Source organism: Frankia nepalensis (assembly GCF_016786325.1).
Lineage (GTDB): Bacteria > Actinomycetota > Actinomycetes > Frankiales > Frankiaceae > Pseudofrankia > Pseudofrankia nepalensis.
On sequence record NZ_JADWYU010000247.1, the window covers coordinates 25686 to 46113 of the forward strand.

Sequence of the window (20428 nt, forward strand, 5' to 3'; positions counted from 1 at the left end):
GCCCACATGACTACCGCAGATGTGCTCCGCGCCGAGGGTGAGATCCGCGGTCGCGTCGAGATGCTCATGAAGCAGCTGACGATCAGGTTCGGCCCGGTCCCGCAGACCGCGCTCGACCTCATCCACGCCGCGTCCATCGACCAGCTCGAGACCTGGGCCACCCGGGTCCTGACCGGGCCGACGCTGCAGGACGTCCTGCGCTAGACCGGCGCCGGCCGAGCTGGGTCTCCCAGCGCGAGACTCGGCGAGGGCGCACCGACCGAGCCGTGGGGCTGCGACGCCCAGGCCCTTGGCAGCAGGGCCAGGGGGCGGCGATGCCGTGGGCGACGCCGTTGTTGCCATGCCCGTCGTCGATCGCCTCGCCGGCGGGCCCGGCCGCCGACCACCAGCCGGGCAGCGTCCGGCCGGCGGCCCGGACCGGCCGTGCCAGGGCGACCAGGTAGGCCAGCGCCTTCCGGAGCGGCGGCCCGGTGACGTCGCGGGTCAGCAGCAGCGCGCCGAGGCCGGTCAGGCCCTGGACGAGATCGAATTCCGCCAGCCGCGGCGGCAGGCTGGCGGCACCTTCGCGGCGGCGCTGCGCGAGACCGGCTCAGTGGCGGCCGGTGAGGTGCCCTGGGACCAGCCGGGAAGCCTGACGATTCTCGCCGACCTGCTGAACAGCGGCGTGGACCGCCGACGCTTCCTCTCGGCCGGCGCCGCGCTCTCGGCCTCGGCGAACAACTGGTCCAAGGCCCTGGACACGGTCCCCGCGACCGGGCCGTCCGCGCACTTCCCCGACGGCCCGGCCCCGTTAGCCCATGTCGACGACCGCCTTGACCACCTCAGGCATCTCGACGACGAACTTGGCAGCGGCCAGGTGCACCAGCTGGCCCGCGGCGAGCTGTCCCTGATCGTCAATCTGATCAGGTCTCGGCGCTACGATGGGCCAACCACGCGCCTCCTGTACACGATGGCGTCCGAAGCGGCGCGGCAGGTGGCCTGGAGCGCCTTCGACCAGGGCCGTTCCGGCGTCGCCCAGCGCTTCTTCGACGGTTCCCTGCGCGCCTCCGTGGAGGCCGGCGACCCGATCAGCGGCGCCTACGCATTGTCCTTTGCCGCGGTCCAGTGCTACTCCACCCCGCAACACGCGGGCCGGGCGATGGCCCTGCTGGAAACAGCACAACGACAGGTGAACCGGAAGACGACTCCACGTCTGCGCGCCATGCTGGCCGCCCGCACCGCCCGCGCGCTGTCGAAGACCGGCGCGCGCAAGGAGTGCGCGCACCAGCTGAACCTCGCCCGCGCCGCCCTGGACGAAGGAACACATGACGACGACCCGAAGACCCTCTACTGGGTCGACTACGGCGAGATCGAAATGATCGCCGGCTCCGCCGCCCTCCAGCTCGGGGACCCGGCCGAGGCGGTGCGCCGCTTCCAAGCCGCCATGGAGGCGTCGTACCCCGGCGATGACGAGTATCCCCGCAGCCACGCGATCTACCTGGCCCGCGCCGCCGAGGCCCATCTCGCGCTCCGCGACCTCGACGCCGCCGTCGCGACCGCCCGCCACGCGGCCAGGTGCCTCGGATCCGTGGACTCCGCGCGCTCGGCCTCCGAACTCAAGGAGCTTCGCGCCAAGCTGGCGATGCACGTCGCGCATGGACCGGTGCGGGAGTTCCTACAGGTCGGATAGGCCGAGCAGTTCACGGAGGCGAGCAGCCACGACCTTCTCGTCCAGCGCCAGCAGCGGTGTCATTCCCAGCCGGTACGCGGCGGCGAGGTTCTCTTCGGTGTCATCGACGACCAGGCAGCGGTCGGCCGCAACGCCGAGCTTGCCGAGGGTGAGGTGGAAGATCTCGGCGCTGGGCTTGCGCACCCCGTGCTCCGCGGAGAACACGATCTCGTCGAACGTGCCGCGCAGGTCGATCCCCGAGTAGGGGTCGTAAGGCTTGCGCCCGAGGCTGTTCGAAAGGACCGCGGTCCTGATCCCGGCCGCCCGTGCCCGGCGCGCGACCTTGAGCACCTGGTAGGCGGGGAACGCGTCGTGCAGATAGCGGCCCATCAGGTTGTCGGGCGCGACGCCGATCAGGGCGGCGAACCCGAGGTTCCAGTCGGTCTGGGTGATCTCCCCAAGCTCGAGCCGCCGGAACAGCTCCCGCCCTCGAGGGTCCGCCCAGGCGCGCAGGAAGGTCCCCCGCCGGAGCCTCTCCCGGTCCTCGAAGTAGGAGATCACCTCGACCATGTTGAAGGTCAGAACCCCGAAGAAATCGAAGATCACGCCATCGAACGCGGGCTTCGCGGTTGTCGCCACTCCCAAAGGCTACGATCGGCCTGCCGCCCGCGCTGGTGCGCGCCTCACGGTAAACATTCAGATCGCTTGATCTTTTATAGATGATCTCGTTGAGGCCCCGCGTGATCAGAAGATGCCGTCCGTCCACCATTGGGCGCTCCGGTCGTCCCCTACGGCTATCCGTACGGCCCAGTTCGCATACACCCGTAGAGCAGGGGTCGCATGGGGCCGGCCAGCGTCGAAGATCCGTCCCTGGTGGCGGGACGACCTCACTTACGGAAGCTGACTCGTACAGGCCGAGTTTGCCGGTGTGACCGGGGGACGGCTGCTGGAGGTCGCGCACCAGGTACCCGAACACGCCGGCGATGCGGCCAGAGCCTGTGAGCGCAGCAAATGACCAGAATCAGAGCTGCGTGGGGAGGAACGGGCTGGCGTTGCCGTGGTAGGTGATGACGAGGGCGTCGCGGGCGCGGGTGGCGGCGACGAAGAGCAGGGAGCGGTCCTTCTTGCGCTCACGGTCGTAGCGGTGCGGGTCAGTGTCCTGGATGCGGTCGAGGAAACCGCGGGGGATGTAGCCCTGGCTGGCGGCGGCGATGATCAGCTGTCGGTATTCGAGGCCTTTGAAGCGATGCATCGTACCGACGTGGACGGCGTTCGCGCCCGCGCTGGCGGCCGGGCCGTCGGATCCGATCTCGACGGCTTCGACGCCGTCGGCCGTCAGGGTGGCGAGTACGTCAGCGGCCAAGGCACGGGTGGGAACGCAGACGGCGATCCGGCCACCGGTTTGGGTGACGGCGCCGGGCTGTGCGTCGCCGAGCCATGCCCGGACCTGGGCGCTGATCGTGCGCTGCTCGTCGTCCCAGGTGACGTGGGGGACGAGCTCGGGCTCACCGCCACTGAGCAGGCTGCGGTAGCCGGCGAGGTCCTCGGTGCCGTCGTCGAGGTTGTCGTAGCTCTCACCATGCAGGAGTTGGAGCGCGAGCTTCAGGATCTGGCGGGTAGTCCGATAGCTGAGCGTCAGCTTGTGGGAGCGGCCCCGGATGTTCACGCCCAGACTGCCGAGGCTGACGACGTTGTCGTAGATCCGCTGATGGGTGTCGCCAACGAGGAACATGTCGTTGACACTGGGTGCGACCATGGCGCGTAGCAGCTTCCAGTGCGCCGGGCTGAGATCCTGGGCCTCGTCGACGATCACATGCTGGTAGCGGTAGCGCGTGCCAGGACCGGACTGCTCCGTCGCACTGTCGGAGGAAGCCGCCGTGGCTCGGTCAGCGCGGGCGATCTCTAGTTCGGCGGCGCGTTCGGCGACCTGCTGCCATGTCCACACGTTCTGATCGGCAAGCCGCTTGGTGAACCGTTCGGTCAGCTGCCAGACCACGTCGCGGTCCTGGCGGGTGAGCTGCCGGCCGCGGCCTGGGCGCCGCGCCCGGAAGTAGTCGGCGCGGGAGCCCAGCACCTGTCCGAGGATGACCTGGGACCATTCGGCGGCGAGGAACTCGGCGGAGAAGCGGGTCTCGCCGAGTTCAAGGAGCATCGCCTTCCACTCACGGATCTCGGCCTCCTGGCCGATGGTGCTCCGCCGAGAGTCGTCGGCGTCGGACACAACCCGGGCGGCGAGACTGTCAATATTGACGATCTCGACGCGCGCGGTGTGTTCGGGACCGGCCAGCTCAAGCAGCCGGGTGCGCAGGTCGGCGGCGAGGTTGCGGTTGAACGTGGTGAGCAGAATCGGCCGACCGGTCGTTCCTGCCGGCAGGTCGATCGCCAGGTGCAGCGCCCGGTGCAGGGCGACGATCGTCTTGCCGGTTCCGGGGCCGCCGCTGATCCGCGCCGGTCCGTTGTAGGTGTTGTCCGCGAGCTTGCGCTGGGTCGGGTGCAGGAAGACCTGCCACCGGGCGAACGACTCGGCGAGGATCGCGCGCAGCGCCTCGTCGTCGCTCGTCACCGGTGTCGACGGCCGGGCGACGGCGGCGGCGTAGTCGGTGGTGTCGACGGGTTCCGGCGCGGCGACCGGAGCGGTGACGATCTCCATGACCTCGTCGACGGTCTTGCCGTCGTGGAGCGCCATGAGGACATCGGACGTCAGTTGCGGCACGCAGTCGACGAATTGGAGCAGCTGGTCCTCGGTGGTGAGCTTCCGGATCGACGGGAGCAACGGCTCCGCGACGCCGAGCTGCAGCAGCATGGCGTCGTCGACGTGCCGGAAGAGACCTCCACCCTGTTCCGGGATGGCCGGGTCGGCTGAGGTGAACCTGGGCGACGTCCCAGTCCGCGGTTCGGCTTTGCCAAGGACGCGGCCGACGACGCTGTCTCCTACGGCGGCCAGGTCGACGACCTCGATGCCGCCGGTCACCCGGTTGATCTCGTAGGCATAGCGGTCGAGGTCGTCGTACACCTCTTTGCGGTCCTTGACCGAGACCAGCAGATAGTCGCCGCCGCCGACGTGCAGCAGCAGCGCCCGGTGGTCGTGGCCGACACGGGCCGAGTAGAGGCGTGAGCCGCCCTTGAGCTGCTTGAACCGCAGTGAAGGGTGGTTAGGGTCCGCACGGAACTTCGACTGGAACTCGTAGACCGCGCCCTTCACGACCCGCGGGAGCTCGAGGATCTCCTTGTCAGCCCGGTCGAGGATCCGCAGGGTAACTCGGACCTGGGTATTCACCGTGTGCCTTCCTCTTCCTCGGCCAGGCTGGCTTCGCCGACGGTGCCGACATGGCTGTTGTCAGGGATGTCCGCCGGACGGGGCCGACGGACGGCGCCACGGCCGATTCGGGCGGCCAGGTCCGCGGCGGTCCAGCCGGTCGCCGGGCGGACGTCCCAGCCGGCCGCCCGGTAGGCGTCGTCCCGGTCGGCGGCCTCCTGGTCGGACCGGTCGACAGAGGCGAGCACGACACCGACCCGCGTGTCCGGCCAGGCCAGCTCCGCCTGCCAGGCACCGGCCCCCAGCTCGAATCCGACCTCGGGCACCGGAACGGCTCCGGCGGCGTCGGCGGCCAGGGCCTGGACAAGATCGGCGATGCCTGGTTCGTCGGGGTCGACCAGGGCAAGCACTTCCCGCCATACGGGGTCGGCGAGAGCGCCAGGCCTACTCGCGGACCGCGCGGGCGTCGTCGGGCGGCCGAGCCAGGTGGACGTCTCCTGGTCGAGCGCCCGCGCCGCTTGCGCCTCGTCGAAACCGCCTCCCTCGGCCGCGGCGAGCAGGGTCGGGTCGAAGTCGTCGAGGCCGGTGACGGTCAGCTGGACGGCGTCGCCGGCGCCGTCCGCGAGGAACTGGACCAGGTTCGTCCAGGCCAGCCATGACGCCCACCGGCGGCCATGGACCGACGTGATCCCGGCCGCGTCGAGCCCTCCCGGTGCCTGGCCGTGGGACTCGTGACCCGCTGTTCCACCAGCTTGTTCGCTCGCCGAGCCGACGGCCTCGTCCCGGTCGTCGACGACGACCAGCGCGGAGAACACCCGGTTCGCCACGCCGGCCCGGTCGTCGATCAGGGCAAGCACCGGGCAGCCGGCATCATCGTGCGCCCGCACCACGGTGATCGCTCCGGTGGAACGTGCCAGCTGCCCGCCGCGCAGCCCGGCGACGATAGCCGCGGGAACACCGGGCGCGTCGACCTGTGTGCGCCGGACGCCTGCGGTCGCGAGCAGACCGGCGACCGTCGCTTCGGCCCGCATCCGCCACTGGCCGCTGTCCGGGTCCGCGAGGAAGGCGAGGAGCTGGTCGACCGGGTTGACCCAGACGTACCGGTCGAGCTCGTCGGCCGGTCGCGAGGCTGTGAGGTGCCGGTACATGCGGTGTGCCAGCTGCTGGGCCTGGCCCTGGTAAGGAGCACGTGGCGGGGAGGGCGCGCCCGGCGTCCTGGTTCGCCACTCGTCGACGTCGTTCCAGGTGAGCTGGAAGACCCGCACCCCGTGGGCACGTAGCCGGGAACGTTTGTCGGCGTCGTCGGCGAGCCGGTTGTGCTCGGCGGAGGCGTGGTAGCGGAAGCCGTCGAGGTAGACGGCGACTTCCATGGGCGGGCCGTCGAGCCGGGCGAAATGCACATCGGGCCGGGTGCCGGCGATGGTGTGCTGCAGCCGCATCCGCCAGTGCGCGATCCCGCCGTCGGGCCCGGTGATCCGAAGTTCGGCGACCCGGACGCCGCCCGCGATGGTCGCGCTCGCGCTCAGCGTCCCGGGAGTGTCCGTTCGGGCGGCCCAGGTCCGCAGGCCGTTGAGGAACCGAGCCTCCAGCTCGCTTTCCACCAGATGGATCATCGATGCCTGGTCGGCGGGAGCGCTGTCAGCGACCTCCCAGCCATCGAGCAGTTCGCGCAGAACGGCGACGGCCTCGGCCCGCTGGATCTGGGCGAACTCGTCGCGGCGGGCGTAGCGCAGCAGGCAGCGAGGACAGCCGGGCCGGCCGGCGTCTACGCATGGGCAGGTCTCGATCGCGTCCAGAGCGGCGGTCAGGACCTTGTGGAAACTGTCCGGGTCGGCGAGCCGGTGCAGGTAGCCGGTGCCGCCCGGCTGGCTGTCGTAGAGGACGAGGAACTGCCGGGTCGTGCCGGTCGCGCTGTCGGGCATGACCGTGGACGTGAGCCGCAGATGGTCGGGGCTGCCCCGGTACGCGCGGGAGATCCCAAGCCGCAGCGCCGCCGCGAAGGATGCCCGCCGGGTCGTGATCGACTGTGTCAGGGCGGGCACCAGGATGCGGATCGCCTCGGTGTGCAACTCGTCGGCGAGCAGCACCGGCTGGTGGCGTGCCGACGTGGGGTTACGGCGGTGCCGGCAGTAGAGCCGGTGGTGCTCGTGGCCGCGCAGCCCGTCGCCGGACTCCGACCGCTCGCCGTTCACGGTCCCTGGGCCTTCAGCTATCTGGCCGAAGCCGGTGCCGCTGGCCGTGGTCGCGGGTGGGCCGTCCACCGCGGTGCCGCCGCAGTCGACGCACACCTGGAACGGGTTGAGCGACACCGTGTCGCCGGCGAAGAGATCTGTCGGGTTCCGATCGGGCCGGGTCGCGCCGAGGTTGAACGTGCGGACGGCCGCGGGACGGGCATAGTCGACGCCGAACGTCGCTCCGGTGTGCCGCCAGGAGCGCAGGATCCGCGCCGGGTCGACGTCGACGGTGGTCAGGGTCGTGTAGAAACGGCCCTCGCGGTCGTCGACCTCGTCGCGGATCCGGACATCCTCACGCCGGTCGATCGCGGTGACCCTGGTCGGGCGAAGCACGGTGAACTTCGAGCCGGAGTCGCCGATGCCGGTGTGCCGGCAGCGCTCGCACGGCCCGGTGTTGTCAACAAGGTGACCGTAGGACTCCTGCGGCCCGGCCGACGCGCCGGCGGCCAGCTCGGGCTGGGGGGTCCGCACGAAGCCACAGGCGGGGCAGATTCGCCACGTCTCCCAGGCGGGCTTCGTGCGCGGGCCGATATCGAGGCCGGTGACGCGGTGGGCGTAGCCGCGCACGTAGTACGTGTTCCCGGGAGCGATCTCGGTCAGGGCCTGGCGGACGGGGCGGTCGTACTCGCGGACCTCGCTGATGTACCGGCGCTCGCCGTTGGCGCTCTGCTCTTCCCAGGTGAGGGTGGCCTCCAGCGTCGTCGCGCCGTCGAACAACGCGTAGTTCGGCAGCAGCCCCAGGTCGACGAGGGTGCCGTGCGCCGACCGCCCGGTGATCTGGCCGGCGAGGCGGGCGAGCGCGCCCCGCTGCGCGGACAGGGCCCGGTAGTCGCGCCGCTGGTCGTCGTCGGACTGCAGCAGACCGGCGCGGGCCAGGTCGATGGTGTCGAGCCGGCCGCGCAGGCCCGCGATCCGCTGCTCCCACGCCGCCACGGCCGCGTCGATGACGTCTCTGAGCCCGCCGACGGCGAACTCTCGCAACTCGGCGGCGGCGGTCGCGCTCAGCTGCGCGCCGCCCGCGCTGGCTTCGGTCGTGCCCCCAGTCCAGGGGATGTCGTCGCCGGTCGCGGTACCGCTGTCGGTGCCGACGGCTGGCTCGTTCCCGGCAGGACTGTCGTCGGTGACGCCGAACAGGGCCAGGAAGTTCTCGACTTCGGCCGCGCCGGTCTTCAGCGCGGCGAGGGTGAAGTCCGTGAGCCAGCTGTCGAGCCCGAACAGCGCTCCCGCCCGGCGCGGCAGCGGGCGGGCTCCGGGCAGGCGATCGCGGGCCGCGAGGTCGATCAGGTGGGCGAGGTACTGGCGGCGCAGGATCTCGATGGCCGACAGGTATGTGCCCGGCGGCGCGATCTCCCCGGCGATCATGTCGCGGGGCTCTGTCAGGTAGTACTGCTCCCGCTCGCCCCGGCCCAGCAGCGTAAGTACGAACGCGTTGCCGCTGGCCCGGCCCGCGCGGCCGGCGCGTTGGACGTAGTTCGCCGGTCCGGCGGGCAGCGACGCGAGTAGCACCGTCTCCAGTTCGCCGATGTCGATGCCCAGTTCGAGCGTCGGCGTACAGGAGAGCACGTTCGGGTCGGTGTAATGGGCGCCGTCGCGGAACCTCCGCTCCACGGTCTCCCGCTGCTCCCGGGTGAGCAGGCCGGTGTGCTCGTCGGTGACGACCCGGAACGCGCCACTCTCCCGGTAGAGACGCCGGTAGTAGTCAGCGGAGGCCCGCGGCAGGACGGCGTGCCGCAGCGTGCCGGGGCAGCGGTAGCGGTGGCACGGCTGGCCGACCCAGTCGGCGATCCGTGCTGGTGGAACGGTCTGCGTCCACGCGCAGGCGTCGCAGCGTACGCCCGCGTCCCGTGCCTGCTCATCATCGAGGCCTAGGACGGTGATGTGCCCGGGCTGCAGGCCGTAGACGGTGATCCCCGAGGCCGGCGTCGCGCCCCGGCGGGGCTGGTGTGAGTTGCCGAGCGGGCGGACGATGACCCGCTGGGCGACCGCGCCCTCCTCGGCGAGCCGAGGCAGCAGGGCGCGCAGGTAGTCCGACGCGTGGTCGCGGCCCAGCCCGAGCGTGCGGGCCGTCCAGTCCTGGTACCAGTTGCCGGTGCTGGCCAGCAGGTCGAACTGGGTGCGTGGCCGGGATGCCGTCATGAGGAACGCCGGGGCCGCCAGGCTGCGGGGGAACGCGGGCATGCCGTTCGGCCGGCCACCCCAGATCCGGAAACGCCGGCCGCCTTCGGCCAGGTACTTGTCCAACCAATGGTGATACACGGCGCCGCGGATCCGCAGCCGCTCCAGCAGGCCCCGCAGGTAGGCGTCGTAACGCGCGTCCGTCAGCTCGTCGGGTGACAGCGGCTGAACCTGGGTGCGCAGGAGGGTGTCGCGGGCTAGGCCGCGGATCCGCGCGGCGTCCCGCAGATCGACCTCGGCCGCGACCGAGCGGGTCAGCTCCAGCGTGCGGCCATTGCGGGACCGCAGGCCGAACTCGAGCACGGTGGCGAAACCGAGCCGGTCGGCCAGCAGCCGCCAGGTGGCGCGCCGGCCCCGTTCCCGGCCTGACAGCAGCGCGTCGACGCCTTCGACGTCGTGCAGTTCGGGCGGGACCAGGGCTGCCAGCGTTTCCGGGTCGGCGGCGTCGGCGATCAGGTCCGCGATCAGGTCGTTGAGCGCGACCGGCCGTCCGTCCGTCAGCTGGGCCGCGAGCAGCGCCCGAAGCGAGAACGTGAAGGCACGGGCCGCCACGAACCCGGCCCGGTGGGCCGCGTCCTGAACCGAGTCGTTGAACAGCAGGGTGTGGCGGGACTTCGGCGTCGGCAGCTCGCCGCCGGTGAACAGCTGGCTGATCGAGACGGACGCCAGCGCCGCGAGGCCGGCGCCCAGGTAGCGGATGCCCTGTTCCAGGCCGCAGGCAGGGCAGCGGTCCGCCTCCGCGCCGGCCTCGTCGGCGAACGCGCACAGCACCGCCACGCCCGGCTGTTCGACCGCGGGGTCGTAGACATGTAGCGCGGTGCCCGCGGCGTCGAGGATCATCACCGGGTTCTCGGCCGGCGCGCCGCGTTCGTGCTCGGTCGCCTGGATCAGCGCCCGGACTCGCCGCTTCTCCCGGCCGACCCCGGCCCGGTAGATCTTGGTCGGATCGGTGACGAGCTCGTACGGATTGCGCTCTGGGGAGAGTGCCGCCCAGCCGGACCGGCCGCAGTGACGGCAGTACACGGCTGGCAGCAGCGGCTGCCCGCTGTCCGCGACCACCGAGGCCGCCGACACCGCCGCGCCGCCGGGCATGGCTGGGACCGTTGGGGCGTCGCCGTCGTCCATCGCGACCGTCGTCGCGAGGTCCAGCGCCGGCGTCGGCGCGGGACGCTGCTCGCCGTCCCACGCGAAGGCGGGATGTACGGCGACCGCGCGCAGCAGCCGGGAGACCGCCCGCACCCACAGGTGGGTCTCCACCGCGACGAGTGGGCGGCGCGGGTCGTCCGGGTCGCGGGCCGTCGAGAGCAGCGCGACGAACCGGGCCAGCGCCGCCGCCGCGACCTCCGGCTGGTTGGTCAGGGCCAGACCCCAGGCACGCAGGTCCTCGCGGGGGAAACCTTCCAGTGCCTCATCGGCGGTCCGGGGCAGGTCGCCGAGCAGGCGCAGCACGGCACGCGTCAGCTTGTGCCGGCGTAGGAACGTGCCCAGCAGCGTCGGCGTCAGCGGCCCCTCGGCCGCCGGGCCGAGAACGGCGACAGCCAGGGGGCGCATCGCCGCCAGTTGGCGGGCACGAACAGCCTCGTCATCGGCGGGGCCGGCGAAGCCAAGGGCGGGACCATCGAAAGGCAGCGTGGCGAGAGCGGCCGGATCTGGGTCGGGTAGCGAGAGGTCCGGCTCCTGGAGCACCTCGCCTGGGGACAGCCGGTCCTCGCCGATCACCGAGGTCTCGTCGAACGGCGTTCCAAAGATCTCCTCGGCGACGGCGCGGATCGCCAGCACCGTGTCGTCCGCGAGCGCGCCCGAGCCGAGCGTCGCCGACGTCGCCACCGGGCAGACCGGGCCGAGCGGCCGGCCGGGCTGAGCCACGCCGATGACCGCGCCGAGGCGGCGCAGCAGCATCGCGACGTCGGTGCCCTGCGCGCCGTCGTAGGTGTGGAACTCGTCAAGAACAACGTAGGCCAGGCTGCTGTCCTGCCAGAGGGGGACGTCCTCTGAGCGCTGCAGCAGCTGGTCGAGCATCTTGTAGTTCGTGATCAGAATGTCGGGCGGGCTTCGGCGGATTGCCGCCCGGTCGGTCAGCACCCGGCGGTAGCCCTCCGCCGGGGTGTCCCCGATGTAGAGGCCGGCCGTGACGGCAGCCAAGTCCGGGTGCTCCAGGTAGGCGTTCAGACGGGCCGTCTGGTCGGAGGCCAGCGCGTTCATCGGGTAGAGCAACAGCGCCTTCACACCCGGACGGCCCACGGCGGCTTCACGGCGGCAGTGGTCCAGGATCGGTACCAAGAACGCCTCGGTCTTGCCCGAACCGGTGCCCGTCGTGAGCACTGTCGGCTCGGCCGGGCCGTGCTTCGTCGACAGCCGCGCGAACGCCTTCGCCTGATGCGCCCGCGGCGTCCAGTCTTCCGGCGCCCAGTCGACGTGCTCCCGCCAGCCGGCCTCGGCGTCGCGGAACGGCATCCGGACGCGGACATACGGACCGCGGTAAATCCCGTACTCCGGGTCGTCGAGAAACGCGGCCAGCGCCTCCTGCTCACCGGAGTCCGTCAGCGCGAACGTCGTCGTCAGATACTGCGTCAACGACCGCCGCAGCCCCTCGGCGGCAATGGTGGGCCTCATCCGACGGCCTCCAAGCTCACAGGATCCTCGGACTCCCGCCAGCCAGCTTCACGGGCCGCCTGCAGCCGAGCCGAGAAGACCGCGTGCGCGGCCCGCATCTCGGCCTCGCGATCGGCCTTGTAGAAGGGAGCGGCGTAACCGGCCGGCGGCAGTTTGTGGGTAGGGCGCTCAAGGTGTTCCTGGAGTTCGATGAAGTCTTCCTTCGTCTGGCCGTGACCGTAAGTGTTGAAGTTCGCCGCGATCTTCCGCCCGTTCGCGTCGAACCACGTCTGCGCGTCGTAGTCCACGAGCTGCGGGAACCGGGACCGGTAGATCGCCACGAGTGCGTCAATGCTGATCCCCAGCCAGACGGACACCAGAGCGTCGATCTCGACCAACGCCGCCCGCCGTGCATACTCCGCCCGCAACGGAGTCTCGCGTCCCCACTCTGGCCCGACGTCCGTCAACGGCTCCAGCTGCGGCCAGGCCACCGCCCAACCGTCCCGATCAACACAATTGGCGTCGTACAACTCGGTCCATAGCGGAGCGTAAGAGGTGGTCAGGCAGTTTAGTCGTAGCGTGCGAAAAATCAGCGCAGATGCCAATGGGTGATCGAGAGAGCCATTTGGCATCGCTCTCGCTTCCGTGACATGCAAGTGCGCCCGTCCTGCGATTCGCAACACATAGTCAAGAGGAAGCGCACTCCAGAAGCCGGCTACGAGTACGGTCATCTGGTTGCTGGGAGCGGCGAGGGAGTGGACGGCATCCACATGCGACGGCCCGGGTGGCAATATGGCGGCGAACAGTGACCGTTCGGTGTTCGTGGCAATCATGGATCGCCAGAAGAGGCGGAAATAGTCGGAGAATGGCTTGTCGTTCCACACGTCCTGTGCTGCCACGAACCGATCGGGTTGGCAGGCGGGGACGTAATCTGTGGCGGGAATGTAGTTCCCGGACAACCTCACAAGACCGACCGGCTTGTCGGTGTGCTTCGTCTCGGGTGGCTGCTTCGCTATCGGCGTCGATATCGCGAACTGGGGTCCACGGATAATGACTTCGCGCCAGTCTGCCGAACTTCGAGTTTCCGCCCGGATCAAACCGGCTTTCTTGGCTCCCGATTCGTTGTAGCCTCGGCTCATCCACAAGACGTCGTCGCCGACCCGATGGCGCCACGATGACAGCGACTCGATCGCGTTCTGCTCGTCCGAACTTAGCGGAAAAAGGAGACGCGCCTGCTGTGGGTCGTCGGCCTTATCGCCAATAAGACCGTTCCACTCCGCGAGTGTCTTCATGTTAACGTCTATCAGACGCCTGCGATGCGGCCGCAGGTCCCAGGTCCCGAAGCGCTTCATTCCAGGCGTGCCACCGGTACCATCATGGTCAATCGACGCGGCCAGCGTCGCGGGATCACATAGCCAGTTTACGTGACCGAAAGAGGGTTCCCGGATTCCCCCATAAATATGAACGCCGAACTCCGTGTTCCAGTTGATGTCACTGAAGATCAATAGTCTATTATGGAAGTGGGCGTGGAGGCGGAGGTGGCCGTACGCTGCCGCACGCAGACGCGCCTCCTGGGTACCTGAAAAGTGCGTGTCTGGGTGTATGAGACCGCCAGTTCCTTGCCGATGGGCATGCCGGAATACTTGGACCATGAAGGCGCGGTACAGGTTTGGCTGTGATCCGGACAGCAGGTCATATGTTGCCCCCGAACCAAGAGATGCGACCAGTCCCGCATTGGAGGCGAGTTCCGAGAGTAGGTACGCGCGCGAGCTAGGCGCGGAAATCCATTCCTTCTTCCTGGAGTTCCAAACCTCTACAGGCGGCTGTTCATGCAATGTGAACCACGGGTCATATTCCCCAAGGATGACTCCTTCGTCCCAGCGTGGACGGAACCATGGAGGATTACCGACCTGGAGGTCGAAGCCGCCGTGTTGGAAGACTTGGCCGAACTCGACCTCCCAGTGGAAGAAGCCCTGGCGCTTGGCGATCTGGTCGACCGTTTCTAGCCAGGGGAAGAGCTCCGGGAGACGCGTCCAGTCCTCCTGGCCCATCCACGCGGCCAGGCCGTCCTCGTGGTCCTCGAGGGCGTCGAGGGACGTGAACTGGCTGATCAGGGAATCCTGGGCGACGTCGCCCCGGCCGATCAGGGCTGTGGCGAAGCGGATCCAGTGGTCGAGGCTCGCCAGCGGGACTGCGCCGCGGGATCGTTCTGGTCGCTTCGCCGACTTCCCGCTGGACAGCGTGGACCGGCCGTTCGCGGCGGCGGGCGCGGCGAGCGCCAGGCCGGTCTCCTCTCCGAAGATCGACAGTTCTTCCCACGTCACGACCCTGGTCGCGTCGTCGTCAGCTGCGCGGAGACGCTCGGCCGCCGGCTCGGGGACAACGCTGGTGACGGTGAGCGGGGCGCGTCCGTAGTCGAGACCGGTGCCGTCCAGCAGACCGGCGCCGTCGACGGGCCAGAACCAGAGAGCGCACCAGGCGTCCATCAGCTTCTTCAGCCGCCAGTACGGCGTGCCGGGCGCCTCCAGGTCGTCTTTGATCTTCTGGCGGGAGACCAGTTCGCGGACCTCGGGGAGGTCGTCGGCGCCCCAGACGTCGATCTGGCGGCGGATCTCGCGTTCGGAGATCTCCAGGCGCTGCTGGACGAGGCTCCACAGGTACTCGACGCGCCGGGCGAGCGCCGCCAGCTGGTCGGCCTGGCTGGGCTTGCTCTTCGTGCCCTTCGTCGTCGGCGCCTTGGTGATGGCGCGGCGCCACGTGGCGAGCTTCTTCGCGTCGTCGGGCGCGAGCTCCTTAGCTTCCTTCTCGGCGGCGACCGCACCCCAGCCGGCGGCGGGCAGCAGGAAGTGGTGAATGGCCCCGGCGGGCAGCTCGCCGTCGCGGAACGGGTGGTCGACCGGGGCGCTGTTCAGCCATGAGCGGTCGGCCAGCGTGGCGGGCAGGTAGTAGCGGCGGCCGGCGCCGACGAGGGAGTTGCCGCGGCGCAGGTGCAGGCCGAACCAGGGGGCCTGTAGGCCGGCGTGCATGACGTTCAGCCAGAGCGAGACGTCGGCGAGCTCGATGGCGGTGGCGTTCAGGTCGACGCCGTAGCTGTTGTGCAGGGCAATGTAGGCCTTGACCTTCTGCAGCTCGACGGCGTAGCTCTCCGGGTCGAGCAGATTGTCGAGGGTGCCCTCCTTCTGCTTCTCCTCCTGGCGACGGCGCAGGTACTCGGCGGCGACCTGGTTGATCGCCTCGTTGAGGAACGCGCCGGAGCCGAGAGCGGGCTCACAGATCGTCCAGTCGAGCATGTCCCGGGCCTTGAAGTCCGGCCCGGCCTCCTCGATCCGGTACTTCAGCGCGAGCTGGACGGTGACCTCGGTAAGCGACTGCGGGGTGTAGTAGGAGGCCGACGTCTGCCGGTCGCGTCCGGAGAGCCGGTAGACGAACGACCCGGCCGGATAGCGGCGACGCTGCTCCGTACGGTGGCCGTCGTCGTCGATCTCGCGTACGAAGACGTCGTCGTCTTCGTACGCGTGGGCCTTCGAGGCGGGCACCATCCAGCTGCCGTCCTTCGGGTCGCCGCCCTTAGCGACCTCGTAGAGGTCTTCGCCGGCGATGAAGCCGGAGTAGGACATCAGCCCCTCATAGACGGCGCCCAGCTGGTTGATGCCGAGCTGGGCGTAGGAGATGAAACCAGCCCGCCTGCGCCCACCGCCCTTGATCTTCCGACCACCCTTGGTGATCATAAGGCGGCGCAGAACCCGGTAGAGGACGGCGTTGCGTAGCCGGGTGTCGATCGTCCGCTGCGGACCGTCGGCGCCGTCCTCGTCCTCGTCATCGGGCCACGGCAATGACTGGCCGATCAGCGTGATGGCGTCAGGGGCGAACAGGTCGGAGCGCAGCGGCTCGAACCGGATGCCCTCACCCTCACTGACCTTCGGCGCCGCCCGTCCGGCTCGCCGCCGCGCCTCGGTGTCGGCTTTCGCCTTCTCAGTCACCGCCTCGTCGGAGGCCGGCCCCCCCTCGGGAACCGCGGCGTCGGTGCCGGCGGGCGTCTGGCTGTCGGGCGGCGTCGTGCCATGCGCGCGGTAGCCATCATTGACGACGCGGAACAGTAGGTCCAGCGAGTCGAACAGGTGGGTGCCGTTGCGTGACGCCGGGCTGGGGGGCAGCCGCCGGGCGACCAGGTCGCCGAGCCGGGCCAGGCTGTACCCGTCGACGTATTCGGGATGGTCAACCGGGAGCACGTGCAGTTCGGGGCGGGCCTCGGCGTAGAGAAGGACGAGGATCCGGTACAGGTAGCGCAGCGACTCCTGGGTCAGCCGGGTGCCGAGAGACGCCAGGTCATCGATCTGCTCGGGGCGGACGCCGGCCTCCGCGAGCCGGGCGAGGATCTCGTTCGCGATCAGCTCGACGGACTCACGCAGCCCGTTGCGCAGCTCAGCGGTGACCCCGACGGCCTGCTTCTGCGAACCCGCGATCAGCTCCGCGAGCGGCTCGGCGCCGCCGGCCTCGGGCGGGCAGAGAGCGTCCGCGCCGAACAGCGCCGCGATCACCTCGAGCTCGCCGCCGGGCTTCGTGTCGTTGCGGCCGAATGCCACGTCGAGGTTCGCGGCGAGGAAGCGCGCCTCGCCCCAGGTCCGGCGGTCGGCCAGGATGATGACCGCGCCGGCGAGCAGCAGCACGAAGCGCGGTGGCTCGTCGGCGGCGAACAGGTGCGAGACGAGGCGCATCCCGTGGGTGACCCGCTCGCGTGGACCCAGGTCGACGGGGTCCAGCAGGCGACCGGCCCCGGCCGCGTCGACTGCGGCGTCGATCTCGGTCGCCCAGCCGCACTCGACCGCCCACACCCCGTCAACCGCGGCGGCAAGCGGCACGGCCACCTCGACGCCGGCGTGGACGACCGTCCGGACGTGCCGCTTAGGCGGGAAGGAGAGCCCGGCGAGGATCTGCTCATGCAGCCAGTGCAGCTGCCGGGCACGTTCGGCGTCGTCGCTGTCGCCGCCCAACGCGACCAGGTCGCTCTTGCGGTCGTAGTAGGCCGACCGCAGGCCGCGCAGCCCGGCCCGTGGCGTGACCGCGACCGCGAGGGTCTCCTCCGGGACCTCGGCGGCCTCGCCTCCGCCGCCGGCAAGGACGAGCAGACGCAGGGTAGCGGCGGGCTCCGCGACCGCGACCGTTCCACCGCCGGTGGGCGTCAAGGCAGTGGTTGCTTCAACGCCGGCGGCCGGGGCGCCATAGCCAGGGTCGGCCGGGGGCTCGACGAGAGTGGTCGTGACGGCCGGAACTGCGGCCGCTTTCTCCCGCTCGGCCCAGCGTGCGGCGACCGATTTACGGATCTCGCCGGGGAGTACCTCGTCGATGAAGTACGGCGAGAGGTACTCGCCGCGGTTCGTCAGAGCGTCGAAGCTCATCGGGACGCTCCCGTCGGGATCTGGGCGGGCACGGCCGGGGCGAGCACGGCGAGGACCCGCAGCAGCGGCTCTCCCGTGGTGTGCAGGCGTTCGACCAGGTCACGCTGCCGCTTCTCGGTGTCGCGCACCCGCTGCTCGCGTCTGGTCAGCTGACGGATGGTCTGACTGTCGTCCTGCTGTTGGGTCGCCAGCTGGTCGATGCCGAGGGGCAGACTGGTCTGCACCCACCGGTCCAGGCGGGACAGATACCCGTCGAGTGGACCGGTGACCTGCGCATCCCATTCGGCCCGCCGGGCCTCCAGGTGTGCCCTCGCGGTACTGACCACCTCCGAGACCAGCGCCTGGAGCGGGGCGAGGTCGACAGCCGCCTGGGTGTTGGTCATGCCCGGGCCGACCCTGGCGGCGGCCAGCGCGACCTCCATCGGGCGGATGCGGTCCGGTCCGGGGCGGCCGCGGATGGCCATCCACTCCACCACCGTCGGCTGACCGAACTGGTTGCAGTAGACGCCCTGGACGAGGAACTCCGGCTCGTCGACAGGCACGGTCAGCACCGGGGCCTGCTGGCGGTCGAGCCGGACGAGCACCTTGTCGACCAGCCAGTCGACAACAGGGTGGATGTCGGTGATGAGCCCCTTGTCTGGCCACAGCGTCTCGCGACCGCGGCGGGACGCGACCAATGCGTCGCCCGCTTCGGTCTTGTCGAACGTGAGGCGTAGCTTCAGGTTCCCATGCTGATCGCGCAGCCGGGCCAGATAGCTCCGTGGCAGGTCGGAGAGCCGCGCCTCCAGGTCCTCCGGTGCGTTGAACGCCCTGAAAGTGCCGTCGCGCGTGAGGCCGACGGCTTGCTCGGCCTGCTCGTCGTAGACCTCGTCGAATGCCTCGTCGACGAACGCCGAGAGCGTGGTGAACAGCTGAGGCGGCGTGACTGTCTCCGGCTCCGGGTCGCCGGTGTGTGCCTCGGCGTCCGGGTCCAGGTAGGCACCGAGAAGATCGTAGGTGGCCTCCTGCGCGGCCTCATCCGCCTCGTCGGGCTGATCCTCAGACTTGTCCTCGTCGGTCCGGAGGCCAAGCGGGTCGTCGTCGCTGGTCCGCGGGCCGGTCGACACCGCGCGGCGCGCGGCGCCGGCGTCCAGGGACTCCTCGACGGTGCGCCCAGCGAGCAGGTCCTGCATCAGGCGGCGCTCCTCGCGCTCCGCCAGATACAGGCCGGTGACCTCCTCGGCGGTCCCGAGGGCGACGTAGGCCTCCTCCTCGGCGGCAAGCAGCTTCGCCGCGACAGCCCGGTCGTCCAGGGCCCGCGGCGTCGCAGACCTGAGCAGCAGGGCGGCGAACTCGGGAGCGTGCCGCTGGCCGTAACGATCGATGCGGCCGTTGCGCTGCTCGATGCGGATGAGGCTCCACGGCACGTCAAAGTGGATCAGCCGGTGGCACGAGCGGTGCAGGTTCACGCCCTCGGAGGCGACGTCACCGGTGAACAGCAGCCGCACAGGGCTGCCGGCGAGGGAGAACTCCTCGACGATGCGTTGCTGTTCGGAGTCCGTCAGCTTGCCGTGCAGGAGCCGGGCGGCGCCGCCGTACTCCCGCCGGTTGAAATCCGAGTCGAAGGCCGCGTCGCTGAGCCGGCGGTTCGCGGGCAGTTGCGCCACCGGCAGGCCGAGTTGCGCGGGCACGACCTTGGCAAGCCAGCGCAGGGTGGCCAGCCGCTCCGAGAAGACCACGACCCGGGTATCGGAACGCGGGTCAACCCCGGCCTTGCGCAACTGGTCGAGCAGCGCGGCGAGCTTCGTCGAGTCGTCGTCGGACATCCCGGCTGCCAGCCGGCGCAGCTCCTGAAGCCGGGTCTGCTCGTCCACCCGGTTCTCGGCCTGCTTGTGCGCGGAGGACTTCAGCCGGCTGTCGATGGTCTCCAGCAGCGCGTGGTGCGACGACAGAAACGCCTTGGCCACCGTGTACGCGAAAAGCTGCTGCCCTCCGCCGCCCTTGATCCTCGGTACTGCCGCTGTCTTGGGCTCGGGCGCCTGGACCCAGCGCGCAGTCAGCTCCGCGAAGATCCGCTCCTCCGCCGCGCTGGCCGGGCATTCCATGCGCAGCGAGTCGCCGCGGTCGGCCCACCGGTCGAGGACCTTGTCCCGGACCTCCGACGAGCGCTTTGTCCGCCGGATGTAGAGATGCTCGATGTCCTCGCGCTGGTAGGTGTTGAGGTTCGCGATCGCCGCGGGATCGAGCATCCGCAGCAGCTCGCCGAACGACCGCTTGTTGCCGTTGTGCGGGGTCGCGCTCGCGAGGATCAGGGCGTCGGTCTGCGCGGCGAGCGTCCGCGCGAGCCGGTTACGCAGGCTGTTCGCGCCGATCAGGTTGTGTGACTCGTCGATGACGACCGCGTCCCACCGGGTCTCCTCCAGGTGGTGGCCGTACCTGCCGACGTTCTTGAGCGTGTCGATCGAGACGATGACCCGCTTGAAGTAGGTGAACGGGTTGCGGCCCGCCGGGATCTCCCGCTGGATCCGTTCGATGCCGACCGAGTCGAGCCGCACCAGCGGGATCGAGAAGCGCGTCCACAGCTCGTGCTGGAACTGCTCGAGAACATGCTGCGGAGTGACCACCAGCAGCCGCTCACCCCGGCCACGGCGGATCAGCTCGCCCAGCAGCAGCCCGATCTCCAGCGTCTTGCCGAGACCGACGACATCGGCGATCAGGATCCGTGGCTGCAGACCCGCCAACGCCAGCTGCGCGGGACGCCACTGGTATTCGAGCTTGTCCAGCAAGAACCCTTCGGTGAGCGCGAGGCGTCGCTCCGCGCGCGGCAGCGGGGTACGCCGCAGCACCGCCTCCAGGTACAGCCGGCTCCGGCGGAACCTCGTCGAGCCGTCCCGGACGAGCTGGGTGTCCTCCGGCCGCAGAGTCACGATCGTGTCGAGGCCCGGGCCGTCGAAGAACGACGCCTCCAGCCCACGGACGAACTCGGACGCACCGACGACGCGCACCAGGTAGCCATCGTGGCTGGTCCGTGTCACGCCGCGGACCAGCCATTCCTCATCCCGGATGAGCACCCGCGCGCCCGGGGCAGGCGGCGTCGACGACGGCGGTGCTGTGACCACGAATTACCTCTCTCGGGAAGGCCAGGGGC

The 20428-nt window shown here is 70.1% G+C and carries 7 protein-coding genes; 2 read left to right on the top strand and 5 right to left on the bottom strand.

What is annotated here, in order from left to right; all coding sequences use genetic code 11:
• Positions 1–6 precede the first annotated feature (6 nt).
• Positions 7–204, top strand: coding sequence for a hypothetical protein (locus tag I6A81_RS38350; protein WP_203001910.1), 198 nt, complete (start codon positions 7–9; stop codon positions 202–204).
• A gap of 136 nt (positions 205–340) precedes the next feature.
• Positions 341–1669, top strand: coding sequence for a hypothetical protein (locus tag I6A81_RS38355; RefSeq protein WP_203001909.1), 1329 nt, complete (start codon positions 341–343; stop codon positions 1667–1669).
• Here the strand turns inward: I6A81_RS38355 and I6A81_RS45920 are convergent.
• From I6A81_RS45920 to I6A81_RS38380, 5 genes are all read right to left on the bottom strand, one after another.
• On the bottom strand, positions 1655–2287 hold the full coding sequence (locus I6A81_RS45920; RefSeq protein WP_203001908.1) for an HAD-IA family hydrolase: 633 nt from the start codon (positions 2285–2287) through the stop codon (positions 1655–1657). The genes I6A81_RS38355 and I6A81_RS45920 overlap by 15 nt on opposite strands.
• 382 nt (positions 2288–2669) lie before the next feature.
• Positions 2670–4925 carry a UvrD-helicase domain-containing protein gene (locus I6A81_RS38365; protein WP_307875189.1) on the bottom strand — a complete coding sequence of 752 codons (2256 nt, stop codon included), beginning with the start codon at positions 4923–4925 and terminating at the stop codon, positions 2670–2672.
• Positions 4922–11926, bottom strand: coding sequence for a DEAD/DEAH box helicase (locus I6A81_RS38370; RefSeq protein WP_203001907.1), 7005 nt, complete (start codon positions 11924–11926; stop codon positions 4922–4924). Before I6A81_RS38370 ends, I6A81_RS38365 begins: the two co-directional genes overlap by 4 nt.
• Entirely contained in the window at positions 11923–17301 is a 5379-nt protein-coding gene (locus I6A81_RS38375) for a DNA methyltransferase family protein (protein WP_203001906.1), read from the bottom strand. Before I6A81_RS38375 ends, I6A81_RS38370 begins: the two co-directional genes overlap by 4 nt.
• On the bottom strand, positions 17298–20399 hold the full coding sequence (locus tag I6A81_RS38380) for an SNF2-related protein (RefSeq protein WP_307875190.1): 3102 nt from the start codon (positions 20397–20399) through the stop codon (positions 17298–17300). Before I6A81_RS38380 ends, I6A81_RS38375 begins: the two co-directional genes overlap by 4 nt.
• Positions 20400–20428 lie beyond the last annotated feature (29 nt).

Bases quoted from the DNA above. Each gene is read 5' to 3' on its own strand.
- I6A81_RS38350 (WP_203001910.1), top strand. From the start codon at position 7: ATGACTACCGCAGATGTGCTCCGCGCCGAGGGTGAGATCCGCGGTCGC.
- I6A81_RS38370 (WP_203001907.1), bottom strand. From the start codon at position 11,926: ATGAGGCCCACCATTGCCGCCGAGGGGCTGCGGCGGTCGTTGACGCAG.
- I6A81_RS38355 (WP_203001909.1), top strand. From the start codon at position 341: ATGCCCGTCGTCGATCGCCTCGCCGGCGGGCCCGGCCGCCGACCACCA.
- I6A81_RS38375 (WP_203001906.1), bottom strand. From the start codon at position 17,301: ATGAGCTTCGACGCTCTGACGAACCGCGGCGAGTACCTCTCGCCGTAC.